The sequence below is a fragment of the Oceanibaculum nanhaiense genome (assembly GCF_002148795.1).
Lineage (GTDB): Bacteria > Pseudomonadota > Alphaproteobacteria > Oceanibaculales > Oceanibaculaceae > Oceanibaculum > Oceanibaculum nanhaiense.
The window spans coordinates 460,223-477,188 of record NZ_MPOB01000001.1; the positions used below are offsets into that span (position 1 = coordinate 460,223).

Annotated in this window: 19 protein-coding genes and 1 tRNA gene; 8 read left to right on the forward strand and 12 right to left on the reverse strand. The window is 65.2% G+C overall.

Annotation, left to right across the window (positions count from 1 at the left end):
* Window position 1: 1 nt before the first annotated feature.
* Window positions 2-1,198, reverse strand: a complete 1,197-nt coding sequence (locus tag BKM74_RS02235; RefSeq protein ID WP_086464052.1) for a fumarylacetoacetate hydrolase family protein — start codon at window positions 1,196-1,198, stop codon at window positions 2-4.
* Between the two features lie 88 nt (window positions 1,199-1,286).
* Here BKM74_RS02235 and BKM74_RS02240 point away from each other — a divergent pair, with 88 nt between their 5' ends.
* Together BKM74_RS02240 and BKM74_RS02245 are read left to right on the forward strand one after the other, a co-directional pair.
* Window positions 1,287-2,240, forward strand: coding sequence for a sugar kinase (locus tag BKM74_RS02240; protein ID WP_245825753.1), 954 nt, complete (start codon window positions 1,287-1,289; stop codon window positions 2,238-2,240).
* 5 nt (window positions 2,241-2,245) lie between these two features.
* A complete protein-coding gene (locus BKM74_RS02245) occupies window positions 2,246-2,938 on the forward strand; it encodes a glutathione S-transferase family protein (protein ID WP_086464250.1) in 693 nt (230 codons plus the stop codon).
* Here BKM74_RS02245 and BKM74_RS02250 read toward each other — a convergent pair.
* Together BKM74_RS02250 and BKM74_RS02255 are read right to left on the reverse strand one after the other, a co-directional pair.
* Entirely contained in the window at window positions 2,935-4,110 is a 1,176-nt protein-coding gene (locus BKM74_RS02250) for an amidase (protein WP_086464054.1), read from the reverse strand. The genes BKM74_RS02245 and BKM74_RS02250 overlap by 4 nt on opposite strands.
* A 54-nt stretch (window positions 4,111-4,164) precedes the next feature.
* Window positions 4,165-4,878, reverse strand: a complete 714-nt coding sequence (locus BKM74_RS02255; RefSeq protein WP_086464055.1) for a haloacid dehalogenase type II — start codon at window positions 4,876-4,878, stop codon at window positions 4,165-4,167.
* A 195-nt stretch (window positions 4,879-5,073) separates the two neighbouring features.
* On the opposite strand from BKM74_RS02255, the gene BKM74_RS02260 reads away from it, so the two are divergent.
* The 4 genes from BKM74_RS02260 (at window position 5,074) to BKM74_RS02275 (ending at window position 6,927) form a co-directional block, all read left to right on the forward strand.
* Window positions 5,074-5,613, forward strand: a complete 540-nt coding sequence (locus BKM74_RS02260; RefSeq protein WP_245825756.1) for a CHAP domain-containing protein — start codon at window positions 5,074-5,076, stop codon at window positions 5,611-5,613.
* A 175-nt stretch (window positions 5,614-5,788) separates the two neighbouring features.
* The gene (locus tag BKM74_RS02265; protein WP_140056004.1) at window positions 5,789-6,013 is read left to right on the forward strand and encodes a hypothetical protein; all 225 of its coding nucleotides are present in this window, start codon (window positions 5,789-5,791) and stop codon (window positions 6,011-6,013) included.
* Between the two features lie 188 nt (window positions 6,014-6,201).
* The gene (locus tag BKM74_RS02270) at window positions 6,202-6,615 is read left to right on the forward strand and encodes an Hsp20 family protein (protein ID WP_086464058.1); all 414 of its coding nucleotides are present in this window, start codon (window positions 6,202-6,204) and stop codon (window positions 6,613-6,615) included.
* Window positions 6,616-6,708: 93 nt separating this feature from the next.
* Window positions 6,709-6,927, forward strand: coding sequence for a DUF1150 family protein (locus tag BKM74_RS02275; RefSeq protein ID WP_086464059.1), 219 nt, complete (start codon window positions 6,709-6,711; stop codon window positions 6,925-6,927).
* A 59-nt stretch (window positions 6,928-6,986) separates the two neighbouring features.
* On the opposite strand, the gene ptsN is transcribed toward BKM74_RS02275, so the two are convergent.
* The 8 genes from ptsN to BKM74_RS02315 form a co-directional block, all read right to left on the reverse strand.
* A complete protein-coding gene (ptsN, locus tag BKM74_RS02280; RefSeq protein WP_086464060.1) occupies window positions 6,987-7,451 on the reverse strand; it encodes a PTS IIA-like nitrogen regulatory protein PtsN in 465 nt (154 codons plus the stop codon).
* 51 nt (window positions 7,452-7,502) lie between these two features.
* Window positions 7,503-8,072, reverse strand: a complete 570-nt coding sequence (gene hpf / locus BKM74_RS02285) for a ribosome hibernation-promoting factor, HPF/YfiA family (RefSeq protein ID WP_086464061.1) — start codon at window positions 8,070-8,072, stop codon at window positions 7,503-7,505.
* 160 nt (window positions 8,073-8,232) lie between these two features.
* The gene (gene rpoN, locus BKM74_RS02290) at window positions 8,233-9,765 is read right to left on the reverse strand and encodes an RNA polymerase factor sigma-54 (protein ID WP_086464062.1); all 1,533 of its coding nucleotides are present in this window, start codon (window positions 9,763-9,765) and stop codon (window positions 8,233-8,235) included.
* 35 nt (window positions 9,766-9,800) lie between these two features.
* Window positions 9,801-10,592: an LPS export ABC transporter ATP-binding protein gene (gene lptB / locus BKM74_RS02295; RefSeq protein ID WP_086464063.1), complete on the reverse strand. Its 792-nt coding sequence runs from the start codon at window positions 10,590-10,592 to the stop codon at window positions 9,801-9,803.
* 17 nt (window positions 10,593-10,609) lie between these two features.
* Window positions 10,610-11,461 (reverse strand): LptA/OstA family protein, encoded by an 852-nt coding sequence (locus BKM74_RS02300; RefSeq protein WP_086464064.1) that lies wholly within the window; start codon window positions 11,459-11,461, stop codon window positions 10,610-10,612.
* Window positions 11,462-11,469: 8 nt separating this feature from the next.
* Entirely contained in the window at window positions 11,470-12,150 is a 681-nt protein-coding gene (gene lptC, locus BKM74_RS02305) for an LPS export ABC transporter periplasmic protein LptC (RefSeq protein ID WP_176342344.1), read from the reverse strand.
* Window positions 12,151-12,328: 178 nt separating this feature from the next.
* Window positions 12,329-12,940, reverse strand: a complete 612-nt coding sequence (locus BKM74_RS02310; RefSeq protein ID WP_086464066.1) for a ribonuclease D — start codon at window positions 12,938-12,940, stop codon at window positions 12,329-12,331.
* 88 nt (window positions 12,941-13,028) lie between these two features.
* Window positions 13,029-13,115: transfer RNA gene (locus BKM74_RS02315), tRNA-Leu, on the reverse strand.
* A 223-nt stretch (window positions 13,116-13,338) separates the two neighbouring features.
* Between BKM74_RS02315 and BKM74_RS02320 the strand changes: the two genes are divergently transcribed.
* Window positions 13,339-14,289, forward strand: coding sequence for a complex I NDUFA9 subunit family protein (locus tag BKM74_RS02320; RefSeq protein WP_086464067.1), 951 nt, complete (start codon window positions 13,339-13,341; stop codon window positions 14,287-14,289).
* Window positions 14,290-14,324: 35 nt separating this feature from the next.
* Here BKM74_RS02320 and BKM74_RS02325 read toward each other — a convergent pair whose 3' ends face one another.
* Window positions 14,325-15,122 (reverse strand): undecaprenyl-diphosphate phosphatase, encoded by a 798-nt coding sequence (locus BKM74_RS02325; RefSeq protein WP_086464068.1) that lies wholly within the window; start codon window positions 15,120-15,122, stop codon window positions 14,325-14,327.
* Between the two features lie 354 nt (window positions 15,123-15,476).
* Between BKM74_RS02325 and BKM74_RS02330 the strand changes: the two genes are divergently transcribed.
* Window positions 15,477-16,961 carry an NAD(P)-dependent oxidoreductase gene (locus BKM74_RS02330; RefSeq protein ID WP_086464069.1) on the forward strand — a complete coding sequence of 495 codons (1,485 nt, stop codon included), beginning with the start codon at window positions 15,477-15,479 and terminating at the stop codon, window positions 16,959-16,961.
* The last annotated feature ends 5 nt before the right edge of the window (window positions 16,962-16,966 follow it).

The following is a 16,966-nucleotide window of genomic DNA, read 5'->3' on the forward strand; positions in this document are numbered from 1 at the left end:
CTCATGCCTGTCGCAGCAATCCGCGCCCGGCCAGGTTGCGCATCAGCGCGCCCGTCCCGAAATTCCAGGCCGGAATCCGGTCCGAGCGGTTCACCCGGTTCACCAGCCGGCCCAGCGCCGGGCTGGCGATCGTCACCAGATCGCCCGGCTTGTGGGTGAAGCCCTGGCCCGGCGCCCCGCGATCCTCCACCGGGGCGAACAACGTACCGGTGAACAGCACCAGCCCATCGGGGTATTGATGGTTGGGGCCGATGGTCTGGGCGGCAAGGTCGCTCACATCGCGGCTGATTTCCGCCATTGAACTGCTGCCTTCCAGCCGGAACCCGTCCTCGCCCTCGACCGTCAGTGTCAGCTCTGCCTTGCGCACATCATCCAGCGTGAAGCCAGCGTCGAACAGCCGGATGAAGGGGCCGATGGCGCAGGAGCCGTTATTGTCCTTCGCCTTGCCCAGCAACAGCGCGCTGCGGCCCTCGACGTCGCGCAGATTGACGTCGTTGCCGAGGCTGGCCCCGACGATCTGCCCGGAAGACGCGATGGCCAGCACGATCTCCGGCTCGGGGTTGTTCCAGGAGGAGATCGGGTGGATGCCGATCTCGGCGCCGCAGCCGACCGCCGACATTGGCTGCGCCTTGGTGAAGATTTCCGCATCCGGGCCGATGCCGACCTCCAGATATTGCGACCACAGGCCGCGCGCCATCAGTGCCTGCTTCAGGCGCAGGGCGGCGTCCGAGCCGGGCTTGACGGCGCGCAGATCGTCGCCGATCTCGGCAACGATCAGCTTGCGCACGCCCTCGGCAGCAGCCGGGTCGCCCTTCGTCTGCTCCTCGATCACCCGTTCCAGCATGGAGCGCGCGAAGGTCACGCCGGCGGCTTTCACCGCTTGCAGATCGCACGGCGCCAGCAGCCAGGGCTGTTGCGGGTCCTGGCCTTTGGAAGCGTTGTTGGCGGCGGCGCTGTTGGCCAGCAGCGCCTCGACCGGGGCCAGCGACTCGCCGTCAGCGGCCTGCAGGGCGGCGGCCGGATCTGGCGCATCCAGCAATTCGGCGACGGTCGGCCAGTGCCGCGTGACATCGATGGCCATGCCGTCGCGCAACGTGACGACGCACGGCCCCGCGATGGCGGGATTCCAGACCCGCCCCACCAGCGTGGCCTGGCGCCAATCTTCCGGCAAGATTTCCTGTCCCAGCCCGTGTCGCATCGTTTCCTCGACGCAAGTTCTTGTCGTTCGGACAGTAGCAGGCCAATACTTCTAAGCAATAATAACGTGTAATCCGAAAGGAATGCTTATGCCTGCCGAGATGGAAATGGCTGGCCGGGCAGGCGATCCACCGCGCAGGGTGGTGTCCGTTGGCGAATGCATGGTGGAACTGCGTGACCGCCCGGACCGGCTTTCCCGCGCGTTTGGCGGCGATACGCTGAACACGGCGGTCTATCTGGCGCGGCTTGGTGTTCCGGTCGCCTATCTGACGGCGCTGGGCGACGATCCCTACAGTGCGGAAATGCTGGCCGCCTGGCAGGCAGAGGGCGTGGGGTGCGGCGATGTCGCGATCCTGCCCGGCAAGCTGCCCGGCCTCTATGCGATCCGTGTCGATGGCGGCGGCGAGCGGTCCTTCTATTACTGGCGCGGGGCCGCCGCCGCGCGCGAGATGATGAAGGACGCGGCGGGCGACAGGATCGCCGATGCCATCGCCCACGCCGGGTGCGCCTATCTGTCGGCGATCACCCTGTCGATTCTGGATGCAGCCAGCCGGGCGCGGCTGAACGGTGCGCTGGACGCCTTGCGCGGCGCTGGCGGGCTGGTGGCCTTCGACAGCAATTACCGGCCGCGCAACTGGCCCGGACGCGAGGCAGCGCGGCTTGCCGTTCAGGCAACGCTGGCCCGGGTCGATATCGCCCTGCCGACCTTCGAGGACGAACAGGCGCTGTTCGACGATCCGTCGCCGGAGGCTACTGTGGCCAGACTGACCGCGGCGGGCGTATCCGAAATTGTGGTGAAGCGCGGCGCCAGCCCGGCGCTGGTTGCGGCCGGCGGCCGGACTTGGCACAGTCCCCCGGAGCTGGTTGCCGATCCCGTTGACACCACGGCGGCGGGCGACGCCTTCAATGCCGGCTATCTGGCCGCCCGTCTGCGTGGCCTGGAACCGCCGTCGGCAGCGCGCGAGGGGCATCGCCTGGCGGCTGCCGTCATCCGTCACCCCGGCGCCATTATTCCGGTTGCCGCCATGCCCAAAGGTGAGTGATCCGCATGACCATCCGCTTCTACGACCTCGTCGGAACCGACAACCGCCGCATGAGTCCCTATGGCTGGCGCGTGCGCATGGCGCTCGCCCATAAGGGGCTGGACTATGAATGGGTGCCGGTACGCTTCACCGACAAGGAAGTGATCGGGTTTTCCGGCCAGAAGCTGGTGCCGGTTCTGACCGATGGCGAGACCGTGGTTTTCGACAGCTGGGCCATCGTCAATTATCTGGAGGACTCCTACCCCGACCGGCCCAGTATCTTCGGCGATTCCGGTGGGAAGGCGTTCGCAGAATTCATCATGCACTGGGCCAACACGCAGCTGCATCCGCCGCTCATCAAGCTGATCCTCGGCGATATCTTCAAGATCGTGCTGCCGGAGGACCAGCCCTATTTCCGCGAGAGCCGGGAAAAGCGCTTCGGCATGACGCTGGAGCAGGTCACCGACCAGTCGCCGGAGCGGGTGGCGGCCTTCCGCGCCGCGCTGGAGCCGGCGCGGCTCTGTCTGGCGTCGCGGCCCTATCTGGCCGGTGCGGCGCCATCCTATGCCGATTATGCGCTGTTCGGCAGCCTGCAATGGGCGCGCTGCGGCAGTCCGCTGAAGCTGCTGGCCGAGGATGATCCGCTGCATGGCTGGCGGCAGCGCCTGCTCGACAGCTTCGACGGCATGCCGGGCAAGGCGGTCGGTTTTGCGGCTTAGGCGGCTGCCAGCTTCTCCGCCAGGTCGAGCAGCATCCAGTCGCTGCCCGGCAGGCCGGCGATGGAGATGCCGAGCGGACAGCCCTCCAGCTTTGCCAGCGGCAGGGTGATCTGCGGCATGCCGGTGAGGCCGCCGGGGCAGGTCAGCTTCAGCATGGCGGCACGGTAGGCGCCCTCGGCGGCCCCCGACAGGGTCTTCAGCGGCGCCGGGCCGCTGGAGGCCGGCAGGCACAGCACGTCGCCCGGCTGCAGGATCGCCGCCAGGCGCTGGCGCGCCTTCTCCCGCACCTTGCCGGCCTCGGCGACTTGTTCCGCCGTCACCTGCCGGCCGAGGTCGAAGCGTTCGGCAATTTCCGGTGCCATTTTCGGCTGGGTCTTTGTGATCCACTCCCCATGCGCCTGCCAGGCCTCAAAGCCCTGGATCTGCCGGAAGGCGGCGAACCAGACATCGAATCCATCCGGGTTCAGCGTTGCGTAATGGCGCGGCCCGACCGCGGCGATCAGCCGGTCCACCAGCGGTTTCAGCGCGTCGCGCATTTCCGGCGCCACCAGGTCGAAGCAATCGGTGGCGATCACCAGCCTGCCGGCGGGGAAGCTCTCGCGCGGCCCTAGCAGCACCTCACCGACGCGTGCCAGGGTGCGGGCATCGCGGGTGAACCAGCCCACAACGTCGAAACTGTCGGCCAGCGGTACCAGCCCATCCTTCGCCACCCGCCCATGCGTGGTGCGGATGCCGTAGAGGCCGCAATTATTCGCCGGCACGCGCACCGATCCACCTGTGTCGGTGCCGAGCGCGAAATCGACCAGCCCGCCCGCCACGGCGGCGGCGGAACCGCTGGAGGAGCCGCCGGGCAGCCGGTCGGGGCAGGCGGTATTCACCGGCGTGCCGTAATGCATGTTCACGCCGGCCAGGCTGTAGGCCAGCTCGTCGGTGATGGTCTTGCCGTGCAGGGCGGCGCCGGCGTCGAGCAGCTTGCTGACGGAGGAGGCAGTGGCGCCTGCCGGCTTGTGGGTCGCCAGCCAGTCGGGATTGCCGGCGCCGGTCACATGGCCTTCGATGTCGAACAGATCCTTCGCGGCGAAGCTGAGTCCGGAAAGCGGGCCGCCTTCCTTGCCCTCGATATGGATGTCGCCATGCGGGCAGAAGCAGCCGAGCCGGTTGTCCAGTGCCATCGTTCTCTCTGTGGTTGCGGGCGGAACAGGGGGGGACGGAATGGGGAGAGTGTGTCAGCAGCCCAGCTTGTCGGCCAGCTCAGTGAAGCTGCCGGCGGCGAGGTCGATGCCGGGTTCGACGGCCAGGTCCCGGGTCTGGCCGGGGCCATGCTCGGTCGGCCGGGCGATGAAGGCGGTGCGCAGGCCGCTTTTCGCGGCGGCATGCAGGTCGGCATTGTGCGCGGCCACCATCATGCATTCGGCCGGCGCCAGCCCCAGCAGTTCCGCCGCCGCTTCATAGGCGCGCGGCTGCGGCTTGTAAGCCCGCGCCACTTCCGCCCCCAGGATCATGTCCCAGGGCATGCCGGCGCGTTTGGCCATGTTCACCATCAGCGCGACATTGCCGTTCGACAGGGTGGCGATGATGAATTTGCGCTTCAGCCGGGTCAGCCCCTCTACCACGTCAGGCCAGGGGTCGAGCCGGTGCCAGGCGTGGTTCAGATGATCGATTTCCGTCGGGGCGATACCGCTGACACCGAACCGGTCAAGCAGGGTAAGCAGGCTTTCGCGGTGCAGATCGTCCAGCTTCGTCCAGGGCCGGGCGCCGGTGCGCACCTGTTCCATCGAGGGCTGGTAGAGGCTGCGCCAGGCATCGGCGAAGGCCGGCCCGTCGAGCCCCAGCCCGTGCGACCGCGCGAAGGCGTCCACCTCACGGGCGATGCTGGTGCGCCAATCGACCACCGTTCCAAACACGTCGAACGTCAAGGCCCTGATTGCGGACACGTCCATCCCCCACCCCCTCTTTCAGCAAAGCCGCCCCGAATTTACCGCACTCTAGCGTCTGCCGCAGGGCCAATCTACGGCATGTTATGGGGTGACTCTACTGTTCTGCCTGAGTATTCTTCTTTAATCAGTTGATTTTAAGGTTAGAATCCTGTGTATTGCTCGAAGGGGGCATGAGCAATGCGGATAGTGGCAATATTCATGGCGGCACTGGTTCTGGCCGGCTGCGGGATGACCGCGAAAGCGCCTGCACCTGCCGCGCCCGATGCCGGGTCTGGCAGCGCTGCCTTGCCGGGGCAGGAGGCGCATGCCCTGCGGCCCTATCCGGAGACGGATGAATTCCTGCAATGCGTGCCCTTCGCCCGCACGGTTTCCGGCGTGGAAATTTATGGCGATGCCTGGACCTGGTGGACGCAGGCCGAGGGGCGCTATCGCCGTGGCAGGGAGCCCAGAATCGGTGCCGTGCTGGCGCTCCGCCAGACCGGTCGGCTGCGCCTCGGCCATGTTGCGGTGGTCGTCGCGCGGATCGACGAGCGCCGTCTTCTGGTCAGTCACGCCAATTGGGGCGGCGATTCCCGCACCAGGGGTAAAATCCACACACGCCAGCCAGTAATGGATGTCTCGCCGGCCAATGACTGGAGCCAGCTGCGCTTTATGAACACGCAAGGAACATTTGGCAGTGTTTATCCGGCACATGGTTTCATTTACCCGGAACAGGCTGTCGCTGCTCTCGGAAGATAATAGAAAATCGAGTTATGTAAAAATTTATGAAAATAAAAATGGGTGGTGTTGAATCTTCCGATTTTTCTAGTGAAGCAATTTTTCTTTTTGGAATTAACATTAGTTTAACGATTTACAACAATCCTGTTATCTTCACACGCGTCCTGTGTGTCCAATGATGGGGGACTCGATGTTTATGTGGAAGAAGGATGTTCATATCGAGCCGGGTATGCGGGTCGAGACTTTGAGCCGCTGGGGCGATACGAGCTGGATGATCGAGGGGGTCGTCAGCATCGAAGGCATTGCCCATGCCCGCTTGATGCCTGTTGATCCCGCCCGCGATTCGATCACCATCGCGGTTTCCGCTTTGGCCGACAAGCACCGCTTCCGGGTGCATCCGATGGCGGCTGTCGCCGGCTAGACTCTGTCTGTCTGCGCCGGATTGCATTGGCCCCGGCCGCGATAGGGCGGCGGGGGCTTGATCGGGTATTTCCCATCCCCTACATAAAGCATGGCGGTGCCAATCGGGCCGCCGGCTTCAGGCGCCGTTTACCGGGCCTTCTGAAGTCGTCTCAAGACCGTCTCGCTCATCGGGAGGAGGAAGGTCGCATGACGCGCATGACTGCATTCAACAGCCCGTTCCTGCTGGGCTTCGATCATTTCGAACGGGCGCTGGACCGTATCACCAAGGCGTCCACGGAAAGCTATCCCCCGTACAATATCGTGCAGACCGGCGCCAACAGCCTGCGCATCACGCTGGCTGTGGCCGGCTTTGGACCGGAGGCTCTGGAGGTTCTGGTCGAAGGCAACCAGTTGCAGATTCGCGGTCGCCAGAGCGAGGAGACGGAGCGGGTTTTCGTCCATCGCGGCATCGCCACCCGCCAGTTTCAGCGCAGCTTCATGCTCGCCGAAGGGATGAAGGTCAGTGCGGCGGCGCTGGGCAACGGGCTTCTGCACGTCGATCTGGAGCGCCCTGAACCGGAAACCAGGATTCAGCGCGTGGCGATCACGACGGCGTCTTAACCAATCGGCAGTGATTTGCCGGCAATATAGCGTTTCCGGGCCAGGCGACAGCCGCTTGCGTCAGGCAGCCCGGAAGAATATGGGATAGCGACCATGAACATGCTTCAGAAATTCCATCCGATGTCGAATCAGGACCTGGTCATGCTGGGCCTGAACGATGTGGCCTATATCCGCACGGTCCCCTCCCTGGAGGGGCAGTCGGGATTCGCCATTCACGCCGCCGACGGTACCGAGATGCTGGTCGTCGATAGCGTCGCATTGGCGATGGCGACAATCCGCCAGAACGATATGGAGCCGCTGCTGGTGCATTGACCGCGCTCCGCCGGCCGGGGCGATGCCCCGCCGGTGACGATATCAGGCTGCGCCGCCTTTCAGGCGGCGTGGCTGGTCGGAGTCTGGGTCAGTACGGCATAGAGCCCGTCCGCCGTGTCGCATCCCCTCAGCTTGCTGCAGGTCGAACGATCACGCAGCAGCCGCGATACCCGCGCCAGTGCCTTCAGATGATCCGCTCCCGCCGATTCGGGCGCCAGCAGCAGAAAGATCAGATCGACCGGCTCGTCGTCGATCGAATCGAAATCGATCGGCTTGTCCAGCCGCGCGAAAATGCCGTAGAGCCGGGTCAGCTCCGGCAGCTTGCCATGCGGAATGGCAATGCCGTTGCCCACGCCCGTGGTGCCCAGGCGCTCGCGCTCCAGCAGCACTTCGAAGATGCGCCGCTCTTCCAGTCCGGTAAGCTCGGCAGCCTTACGCGCAAGCTCCTGCAAAGCCTGCTTCTTGCTGGTCGCCCGCAGAGAGGCGATCACAGCGTCCGGTGAGATCAGGTCCATGATTTCCATGCTTGAAACGGCCCCGTTGTCTGTTGCGGGGCGGGCACAGCCCGCCCGTTCCTACATCTGGGGATCGATCCACCCTATATTGCCGTCTTCACGCCGATAGACGACGTTCAGCCGGCCGTTTGAGGCAAGGCGGAACATCAGTACCGGCTTGCCCGCAAGATCCATCCGCATGGCCGCGTCGCGCGGCGTCAGCGTGGGGATTTCGGTCTTCATTTCGGCCACGATCAGCGCGTCGTCACCGACAGGCTCGGCCCCTTCCTCTTCCGGTTCGGGGGCCAGCACATAATGCTGTGCCGACAGAACCTCTCCGACCCTGGCCGCGTTCTTGTGGTGATCGCGCAGCCGCCGCTTGTAGCGGCGCAGCTGCTTGGCGACGCGGGTGCAGGCATTGTCGAAGGCGACATGGGCGTCATCCGCCTCGCCGCTGGCCTGCACATCAATGCCGCGGCCGACATGCACATCGATATCGGCGGTGAACATCACCGCATCGCGTGACATGACAACCTTGGCTTCCAGCGCCGACCCGAAATACTTCTCGATCTCGGAACGCAGATTCTTGTCGATATGGTGACGCAAAGCGTCGCCGACGTCGATCTGCTTGCCCTTGACGGTGAGCTGCATAGAGCACCCCGTTTCTATGTTTATCCACTCCGCCGGTCCGCCGCCGATGCGGATTTTATCCGGCAGGAGGCGCGGACCATACTGCCCTCGCCTGAAGAGTCAAGCTTAGGCGGACCGGCCTGGCAAGGCCTTGACAAAAGCAAAAATTGGGTGTGCCGGATCACAGGCCAAGGCTTTTCTCCCGGCGGCGTTGAACAGATGAGGGAATGCGCATGGATTCCCGATACTTGGCGACGGTTCTTCTGGCGATATCGACGCCGCCCGTCTGCAAAATCTCGACGATCCGGTCATCCGACAGCACGGCGTCGGCAGGCTCCGCATCGATCAGCGTCTTGATGCGGAAGCGCACCGACTCGGCGGAATGGCTGGCCGCCCCGTCCATGGCCGAGATCGCGGCGCTGAAAAAGAACTTCAGTTCGAACACGCCGCGCGGGCTGGCGATGTATTTGTTCGCCGTCACCCGGCTGACGGTGCTTTCGTGCATGCCGATGGCATCGGCGATGTCGCGCAGTACCAGGGGGCGCAGATGGCCGATGCCGTGCCGGAAGAAGGCGTCCTGCTGGCGCACGATCTCGCCCGACACCTTGATGATGGTGGTGGCGCGCTGGTGCAGCGACTTCACCAGCCAGTTGGCCGATTGCAGCTGTTCGGACAGGTAATCCTTGTCCTCGCGGCGCAGGCCGCTGCGGCTGATGGCGGCATGGTAGCGCCGGTTGACCAGCACGCGCGGCAGGGTGTCGCTGTTCAGCTCGATCTCCCAGCCGCCATCGGCGGTCGGGCGCATCAGCACATCGGGGATCAGCGTCGGCGGTGCCTCGCGCTCGAAGCGCTCTCCGGGCTTCGGATTCAGCGCCTTGATCTCGGTGACCATGTCGCCGAGATCCTCGTTATCGACGCCACACAGGCGGCGCAAGGCGCTGAGATCGCGCTTGGCCAGCAGTTCCAGATTGTCGAGCAGCGCCTGCATTGCCGGGTCCAGCCGGTTCTTCTCGCGCAGCTGCAGGGCGAGGCATTCCTTCAGCGAGCGGGCGAAGATGCCGGGCGGGTCCAGCCGCTGCAGCCGGTCCAGTACCGCCTCCACCTGCTCCAGCGTGCATCCCAGCGCCTCGGCGATGGCCTCGCAGCCGGTGGTGAGCCAGCCGCAATCATCCAGCTGCCCGATCATGTAGCTGGCGATGGCGCGGTCCAGCGGGGCGGCGAAATCGGCGCCGACCTGTTCGTTCAGATGTTCGGACAGGCTTTTCTCCGAGGCCAGCGTGCGGTCGCGCAGATCCTCCTCGTCGCTGAAATCGCCGCCGCCGCCGGAGGTCTTCCAGTTCAGCGATTCGCCGCCGCTGCCCTCGCCGGTATATTCGTTGCTGCTCCAGAGGTTGGTATCGCCGGCATCGGAGTCGAGCGGGCCGTCGCCCTCGCCGGGCAGGGTGTCGCCGCCGGCAAGTACGGCGGTGTCCTGACGGTCGGAGGAGAGTTGGGGCGTGTCGTCCCGGTCGAGATCGGCGTCGATGCCACCCTCGATCCGGACGTCGCCATCGCCATCGTCACGCTCCAGCAGCGGGTTCTGCTCGATCTCGCGTTCGATATAGTCGGCGAGTTCCAGATTCGAGAGCTGCAGCAGCTTGATCGCCTGCTGCAGTTGCGGCGTCATCACCAACGCCTGCGACTGTCTGAGGTCTAACCGCTGCGCCAATGCCATGACCGTTCCGTCCCGTCCGACCGGTTACGCTTGCATCACAAGCTGAACCGTTCCCCGAGATAGACCCGGCGAACGTCGGCATCGTCCACGATCTCGGAAGGCACGCCTTCCATCAGCACCCGCCCATCATGCAGGATATAGGCGCGATCCACGATCTCCAGCGTCTCGCGCACATTATGGTCGGTGATCAGCACGCCGATCCCCCGGTCCTTCAGATGCGAGACCAGATCACGGATATCGCCCACCGCAATCGGATCGATGCCGGCCAGCGGTTCGTCCAGCAGGATGAAGCTGGGCCGCGAGGCCAGCGCCCGGGCGATCTCGACGCGCCGGCGTTCACCGCCGGACAGCGCCATCGCCGGCGTGCGGCGCAGATGCGAGATGGAGAATTCCGCCAGCAGCTCGTCGAGCTGTTCCTCGCGCCGCGCCGGATCGGCTTCCACCACCTCCAGCACCGCGCGGATGTTCTGCTCGACGGTCAGGCCGCGGAAGATCGAGGCCTCCTGCGGCAAATAGCCGATACCGAGGCGGGCGCGGCGGTACATCGGAAGCTCGGTGATGTCCTCGCCATCCAGGGCAATGGTGCCATAGTCCGGCGCGATCAGGCCGGTGATGATGTAGAAGCAGGTGGTCTTGCCGGCGCCGTTCGGCCCCAGCAAGCCAACCGCCTCGCCGCGCTGCACGGAGACGCTGACGCCGCGCAGCACCGGGCGCTTCTTGTACTGCTTGCCCAGATTGACGGCGGACAGGCCCCGGTTGTCGGCGATCAGGCGCGGGCCTCCGGCGGTCTCGCTGTCGGCGGCTGATCTGGGGCCGTTCTGGTTCATCGCCGTCCCTTCTCTTCCTACTGTGTCCTGCGACCGGGCAGCGAACTGCCCTCCTGCGGCACGAAAATCCCTTTCACACGGCCGTCCCCGCTCTGGCCGGCCAGCAATTTGCTGACGCCGGTGCGCAGATTCACCTCGGCGCGCTGGCCGTTCAGCTGATTCCGGCCCTGGGTGATCTTCACGTCTCCCGTGAGAACCGCTGTCTCCCTGGCGACAGTATAGACAGCTTGCCGGCTGCGCGCGATTTCGTTTGGCGTGGTGATGACGACATTTCCGTCGGCATCGACGCGGGTTAGCTGCTGCTTGCCGTCCTTGCCCTCGGCGAAGCGGGCGGTCAGTGTGTCGGCGCGGATCGTCCGGTCACCGCGCGTGGCGACCGCATCGCCGACCGCGACGGCCATCTTCTCCTGCTGGAAGTAATCGATGCGCTCACGCGCCGTGACCGTGTCCTCGGCGGAAACCAGCCGCAAATCCTGGCCGGTCAGGCGCATCCGCTGGCTGTCGAGATCATAGACGGCGCGGTCGCCATAGGCGGTTTCCGTCGGCGAGGCGATGCGCACATTGCCGTCGGCTTCCAGCTGGAAAATCTCGGTGCTGCCGTCCGCCGCCTCGCGGTAGGACGCGATCAGCCTGTCGGCAAGCACGGTGACCTCGCCCTGTGTGGCTCTGGCATTGCCGCGCGCGATGTACTGGCGGGCATCGCGCAGCCATTCGATGCCGTTCTCGGCCTCCACCGTCACCGGCCCGTCGCCGCCGCCGATGGTGGACAGCGATTGCGCCTGCACCGACGCCGGAACGAGAAGAAAGGAAAGGCAGAACAGCAGGGCGAGCAGGAGGGAGGGAACGGGCAGTCTGAGAGGTGTCGGCATTGTCGGAATCATCCTCCCGCCGCGGGATACATGACGAGGCGCGCCTTGCCGGTGAACAGGATGCGCGCGCCCTGGTCGAGAATCTGGAAGCCCTCTGCCTCGACATCGCCCAGCGGCCCTTGTCCGGTGACGGTTTGTTCACCGGACGCGGTGCCGGCCTTAAGGTCGATCAGGGCCGATTCGGAGCGGAACTCGTAGCCGGAATCATGGAAGATGTTCACGGCCCCCTTCAGGTCAATCGATTGCTGGCCCCGATGATACAGGCCGTCGCTGGCGGTCAGCGCAACCCAGGTGCCATCCTGCAGTGCGATGTCAGCCTTGGGATGGTCGAGCGCCACCAGATCGGCATTGCCGCTGGATTGCGTGGCGGCGTCGGCGGTGACGGTAAAGGGCTGGTTGCGGTTGTCGGTGCCGACATAGCGCGGGTTCACCATGCGCAGCGTCTCCGCGTCGCGCTGGTCGATGCGCACCGCGTTCAGCCGGAAGCGCCCATCGTTGGAGATCAGTTCCGGCCAGGCGATGACCAGCCCGACCAGCACCACCGCGATCGATGGCAGCAGGACTTTCATCAGGAACACCATGCGGCTGTAGCCAGCCACCGGCAGGCGGCGCACGCGCCGGCCCTTCGGCGGCGGCGGGGCCGGCCAATCGGCGCTTCCGTCCTCATTGGTGTGGGTCTGGCTGCTCACAATCTCCCCTGGGGCTTCCCCGGACTTCATCTTGCTTGGCGGGTCCGGTCATGCATCTGGCATCCCGCTTGCAGGGTGCCACAAGCGGATTATGGGCGGCTGTGCCAAACGGGTCAACGAAGCCGCAGATATGGCGCTTCCCCGGTGCCGGACCAAGGGCCGGCCGGAACGCGATCGCTCAGTGCGAGAAGATATCTTCTTCCGCCCAGCCGCTGAGGTCGAGCACAGCACGGGTTGGCAGGAAGCGGAAGCAGGCCGCGGCGATCTCCTGCCGGCCCTCGCGCGCCAGCCGCTCGTCCAGCACCGCCTTCAGCCTGTGCAGGTGCAGGACGTCGGAGGCCGCGTAGGCAAGCTGCTCCTGGGTCAGCTCAGCGGCCCCCCAGTCGGAGGATTGCTGCTGCTTGGACAGGTCGATGCCCAGCAATTCCCGGCACAGATCCTTCAGCCCGTGGCGGTCGGTATAGGTGCGCACCAGCTTGGAGGCGATCTTCGTGCAGTAGAGAGGGGTTGTCTCGACGCCCAGATAATGCCGGAACACGGCAATATCAAAGCGCGCATAATGGAACAGCTTGGTGATTTTGGGGTCGGCCAGCAGCCGCTTCAGATTGGGCGCGTCATACTGTTCCGGCGCGAACTGAACCAGATGGCTTTCGCCATCGCCGGCCGAAAGCTGGACCAGGCACAGCCGGTCGCGACCGGGGCGCAGGCCCATGGTTTCGCTGTCGATGGCGACGCAGCTGCCGAGGTCAAGACCGTCGGGCAGGTCGCCTTTATGAAGATGGATTGTCAACAGTACCTCCGGTCTCTATCCGGCTGGCGCCGAGATCATGACCGCCGGCCTGTTTATGCCAGCTTCCCTTGCTGCATTGAGCAAGAGATGGTGCCCAGGAGAAGACTCGAACTTCCACGACCTTTCGGCCACAGGTACCTGAAACCTGCGCGTCTACCAATTCCGCCACCTGGGCACGGCTTGGAGCGCCGTAAAATCGAGAAGAGCGGGGCTTCTGTCAATACGATTCTGCATGGTTCCGCAAAATCTTTCCGGCGCGTTGTGCGGCCCCCGGCAAATAGGCGGCAAATAGATGGTCCGGGTCGATTTACCTGCCGGGGCCGGTGTAGTATTAGGGGCGCACGGGATGCGCCCAGGCAATGTGTGTGGGGCGCACCCGCCAGGCTGAGGAATAGGCAATGAGCGATAAGGTGGTGACGGTTTTCGGCGGCTCGGGCTTTATCGGCCGCTATGTCGTCCAGCGGCTGGCCAAGACCGGCGTGCGCGTCAATGTCGCGGTGCGCCATGTCGAGCGTGCGAAATTCCTGAAGCCGATGGGCAATGTCGGCCAGATCACGCCGATCAGCTGCGATATCACCGACGCGGACTCGGTCGCCGGTGCCGTGCAGGGCGCTGACGCGGTCATCAATCTGGTCGGTATCCTGTATCCGTCGGGTCATGGCCACGGTTTCGACGACGTGCATCATCAGGCCGCCCGGACCATCGCCGAGGCCGCGAAGGCGGTCGGCGCCAGGGCGCTGGTCCATCTCTCGGCCATCGGCGCCGATGCCGACTCGGACTCGGCCTATGCGCGCTCCAAGGCGGCGGGCGAGGCGGCGGTTCGCGAGGTTTTCCCGGAAGCCACGATCCTGCGCCCCAGCATCGTGTTCGGGCCGGAGGATGCGTTTTTCAACCGGTTCGGCGCCATGGCGCGGCTGTCGCCGGCGCTGCCGCTGATCGGTGGCGGCCATACGCTGTTTCAACCGGTCTATGTCGGCGATGTGGCGGATGCGGTGCTGCGCGCCCTGTCGGATAGCAAGGCGCAGGGCAAGACCTACGAACTGGGCGGGCCCAAGACCTACAGTTTCAAGGCGCTGATGGAAGTCATGCTGGCCACCATCGGCCGCAGCCGGCTGCTGGTGCCGGTGCCGTTCTGCGTTGCGGACGTCCAGGCCGCCGTCCTGCAGCTGCTGCCGGTGCCGCCGCTGACCCGTGACCAGGTGACGCTGCTGAAGCACGACAATGTGGTGGCCGAGGGTGCGCTGACGCTGACCGATCTGGGCATCGACCCGACCACGCTGGAGGTCATCCTGCCGGCCTATATGGAGCGCTTCCGCCGGGATGGGCATTACAGCCGGTACACGGGGTAACGCCTGAAGGGGGTAACGCCTGAAGGGCGCAACGCCTAGAGATAGATCAGCGCCAGCAGGGCAGCCCCCAGCAGCAGCCGATACACCACGAAGGGCGTGAAGCTGGCCCGGCGCAGCCAGCGCATCATCAGAGCGATGGCGAGCAGCGCCGAGACGAAGGCCAGCCCCGCGCCGATCAGCGCGTCCATGGTCAGGCTGGCATCGCCGGCCTTCGCGAGATCCAGCGCTGCGAGCAACCCGGCGCCGGCAATCACCGGAATCGACATCAGCATCGAAAAGCGGGCGGTGTCGGCGCGCTCGTACCCCAGGAACCGCGCCGCCATCATGGTCACGCCGGACCGGCTGGCACCGGGGATGAAGGCCAGTACCTGCGCCAGGCCGAGCAGCAGCGCCGAGCCGGCGGTCATATGTTCGATCCGCCGCAGGGTCATGCCGATCCTGTCCGCGATATAGAGCAGTACGCCGAAGCCGATGGTCGCCCAGGCGATCACCTCGACGCTGCGCAGCAGGTCGCCGGCATATTTATGCAGCAGATAGCCGGCGAGGACGGCCGGGATTGTGGCGATGATCAGGTGCCCGATCATGCGCTGGCCTGCGGTGCGCTTGCCGCGCAGCGCCAGCCCCGCACCGCGCAGCATCTCCCAGAGGTCGCGCCAGAAATACAGCATCACCGCCAGCAGCGTGCCGACATGCACCGCGACGTCGAGCAGCAGCCCCTGATCCTCCCAGCCGGTGACATAGGGCACCAGGATCAGATGCGCCGAGGAGCTGACCGGGAGAAATTCAGTAATGCCCTGGACCAGGGCCAGGACGATCAGGTGGAACAGCGGCAAGTGAGCACCATGCACGCGAGGGTAAGGGGCGCGGCAGTCTCGCGCGCCCACAGGCGGCTGACTGTATAGCATTTCGGAATCCATCTCTCAGTGCGAAAAATAGGTCATTTGTGAGCCCTATTTACAAATGACGGAGAGGTCGAAAGATTCTTTCTCGACCGGGAAAGGATGAGTTTCCTGAAAATAGGTAATTTATCGGACCTATTTTCTATTTTTTGCTCGCCAAGGCTGGGCCACGCGCGTATAGCAGACCTCCGGACCGGTGCCCGCGATGGCGCCGGAGGCAAGGTGCGCGCGTCGGCAAAGGGGCGCGGGCCGAGAAAAGCGCCGAGAAAAGCGAGGGAGAGCCAGCCCATGGCCAGCAAGATGCTGAAATTCGTCACCGTGCCGCAGCACATGCCTGACAAGCGGGGTGTCGATGCGCGCCGGCAGGATTTCCAGGAAATCTATTCCCGCTTCGAGCCGAAGGATGCCGCGGAACAGGCAGCGCGCTGCTCGCAGTGCGGCGTGCCGTTCTGCCAGATTCACTGCCCGCTGCAGAACAACATCCCCGATTGGCTGATGCTGACCGCCGAAGGGCGCCTGGAGGAGGCCTACGAGGTATCCTCGGCGACCAACAACATGCCGGAAATCTGCGGCCGTATCTGCCCGCAGGACCGGCTGTGCGAGGGCAATTGCGTCATCGAGAAGGGCTTCAACTCGGTCACCATCGGCTCGGTCGAGAAATACATCACCGACACCGCCTGGGAAAAAGGCTGGGTGAAGGTGCCGAAGCCGCGCCGCGAGCTGGAGCAGTCGGTCGGCATCATCGGCGCCGGCCCGGCCGGCATGGCGGCGGCGGAACAGCTGCGCAAGAAGGGCTACCAGGTCCATATCTACGACCGCTACGACCGTGGCGGCGGGCTGATGATCTATGGCATCCCCGGCTTCAAGCTGGAGAAGGATGTGGTCGAGCGCCGCACGAAGCTGCTGCAGGATGCCGGCATCGTCTATCACTTCAATTGCGATATCGGCCGCGACGTCACCATGGATGAACTGCGCGAGCGCCACGACGCCGTGCTGATCGCCACCGGCGTCTATAAGGCGCGCGACATCAAGCTGCCGGGTGTCGGGCTGGGTAATATCGTGCCGGCGCTGGATTATCTGGTCGCCTCCAACCGCAAGGGGCTGGGCGACGAGGTGCCGGCCTATGACGATGGCTCGCTGAACGCGGCGGGCAAGAATGTCGTGGTCATCGGCGGCGGCGACACGGCGATGGATTGCGTGCGCACCGCGGTGCGCCAGGGTGCGAAATCGGTGAAGTGCCTCTATCGCCGCGACCGGGCCAACATGCCGGGCAGCCAGCGCGAGGTTCACCACGCCGAGGAAGAAGGCGTGGAGTTCGTCTGGCTGGCCGCGCCCGAAGCCTTTGTCGGCGACGGCACCGTCTCCGGCGTGCGCGCCATCCGCATGCATCTGGGCGTGCCCGACGCCACCGGCCGGCAGACGCCGCAGCCGATCGAGGGCTCGTCGGAGACGCATCCGGCCGACCTCGTCATCAAGGCGCTGGGCTTCGACCCGGAAGACCTGCCGGTGCTGTTTGGCGCGCCGGGCCTGGAGGTGACGCGCTGGGGCACGGTGAAGGTCAATCACCGCACCATGATGAGCAAGCTGGATGGCGTGTTCGCCGCCGGCGATATCGTGCGCGGCGCCTCGCTGGTCGTGTGGGCCGTGCGCGATGGCCGCGACGTGGCCGAGAGCATTCACAAGCACATCACGGCCAGGCTCGCCGGCGAGTCGGCGGAACAGCCGGCGGACGTGAAGAAGGCGGGCGGCAAGCCGCTCGCCATGGCATCCTGAGGGAG

Bases quoted from the DNA above. Each gene is read 5' to 3' on its own strand.
- BKM74_RS02235 (WP_086464052.1), bottom strand. From the start codon at position 1,198: ATGCGACACGGGCTGGGACAGGAAATCTTGCCGGAAGATTGGCGCCAG.
- BKM74_RS02240 (WP_245825753.1), top strand. From the start codon at position 1,287: ATGCCTGCCGAGATGGAAATGGCTGGCCGGGCAGGCGATCCACCGCGC.
- BKM74_RS02245 (WP_086464250.1), top strand. From the start codon at position 2,246: ATGACCATCCGCTTCTACGACCTCGTCGGAACCGACAACCGCCGCATG.
- BKM74_RS02250 (WP_086464054.1), bottom strand. From the start codon at position 4,110: ATGGCACTGGACAACCGGCTCGGCTGCTTCTGCCCGCATGGCGACATC.
- BKM74_RS02255 (WP_086464055.1), bottom strand. From the start codon at position 4,878: ATGGACGTGTCCGCAATCAGGGCCTTGACGTTCGACGTGTTTGGAACG.
- BKM74_RS02260 (WP_245825756.1), top strand. From the start codon at position 5,074: ATGGCGGCACTGGTTCTGGCCGGCTGCGGGATGACCGCGAAAGCGCCT.
- BKM74_RS02265 (WP_140056004.1), top strand. From the start codon at position 5,789: ATGTGGAAGAAGGATGTTCATATCGAGCCGGGTATGCGGGTCGAGACT.
- BKM74_RS02270 (WP_086464058.1), top strand. From the start codon at position 6,202: ATGACGCGCATGACTGCATTCAACAGCCCGTTCCTGCTGGGCTTCGAT.
- BKM74_RS02275 (WP_086464059.1), top strand. From the start codon at position 6,709: ATGAACATGCTTCAGAAATTCCATCCGATGTCGAATCAGGACCTGGTC.
- ptsN (WP_086464060.1), bottom strand. From the start codon at position 7,451: ATGGAAATCATGGACCTGATCTCACCGGACGCTGTGATCGCCTCTCTG.
- hpf (WP_086464061.1), bottom strand. From the start codon at position 8,072: ATGCAGCTCACCGTCAAGGGCAAGCAGATCGACGTCGGCGACGCTTTG.
- rpoN (WP_086464062.1), bottom strand. From the start codon at position 9,765: ATGGCATTGGCGCAGCGGTTAGACCTCAGACAGTCGCAGGCGTTGGTG.
- lptB (WP_086464063.1), bottom strand. From the start codon at position 10,592: ATGAACCAGAACGGCCCCAGATCAGCCGCCGACAGCGAGACCGCCGGA.
- BKM74_RS02300 (WP_086464064.1), bottom strand. From the start codon at position 11,461: ATGCCGACACCTCTCAGACTGCCCGTTCCCTCCCTCCTGCTCGCCCTG.
- BKM74_RS02320 (WP_086464067.1), top strand. From the start codon at position 13,339: ATGAGCGATAAGGTGGTGACGGTTTTCGGCGGCTCGGGCTTTATCGGC.
- BKM74_RS02330 (WP_086464069.1), top strand. From the start codon at position 15,477: ATGGCCAGCAAGATGCTGAAATTCGTCACCGTGCCGCAGCACATGCCT.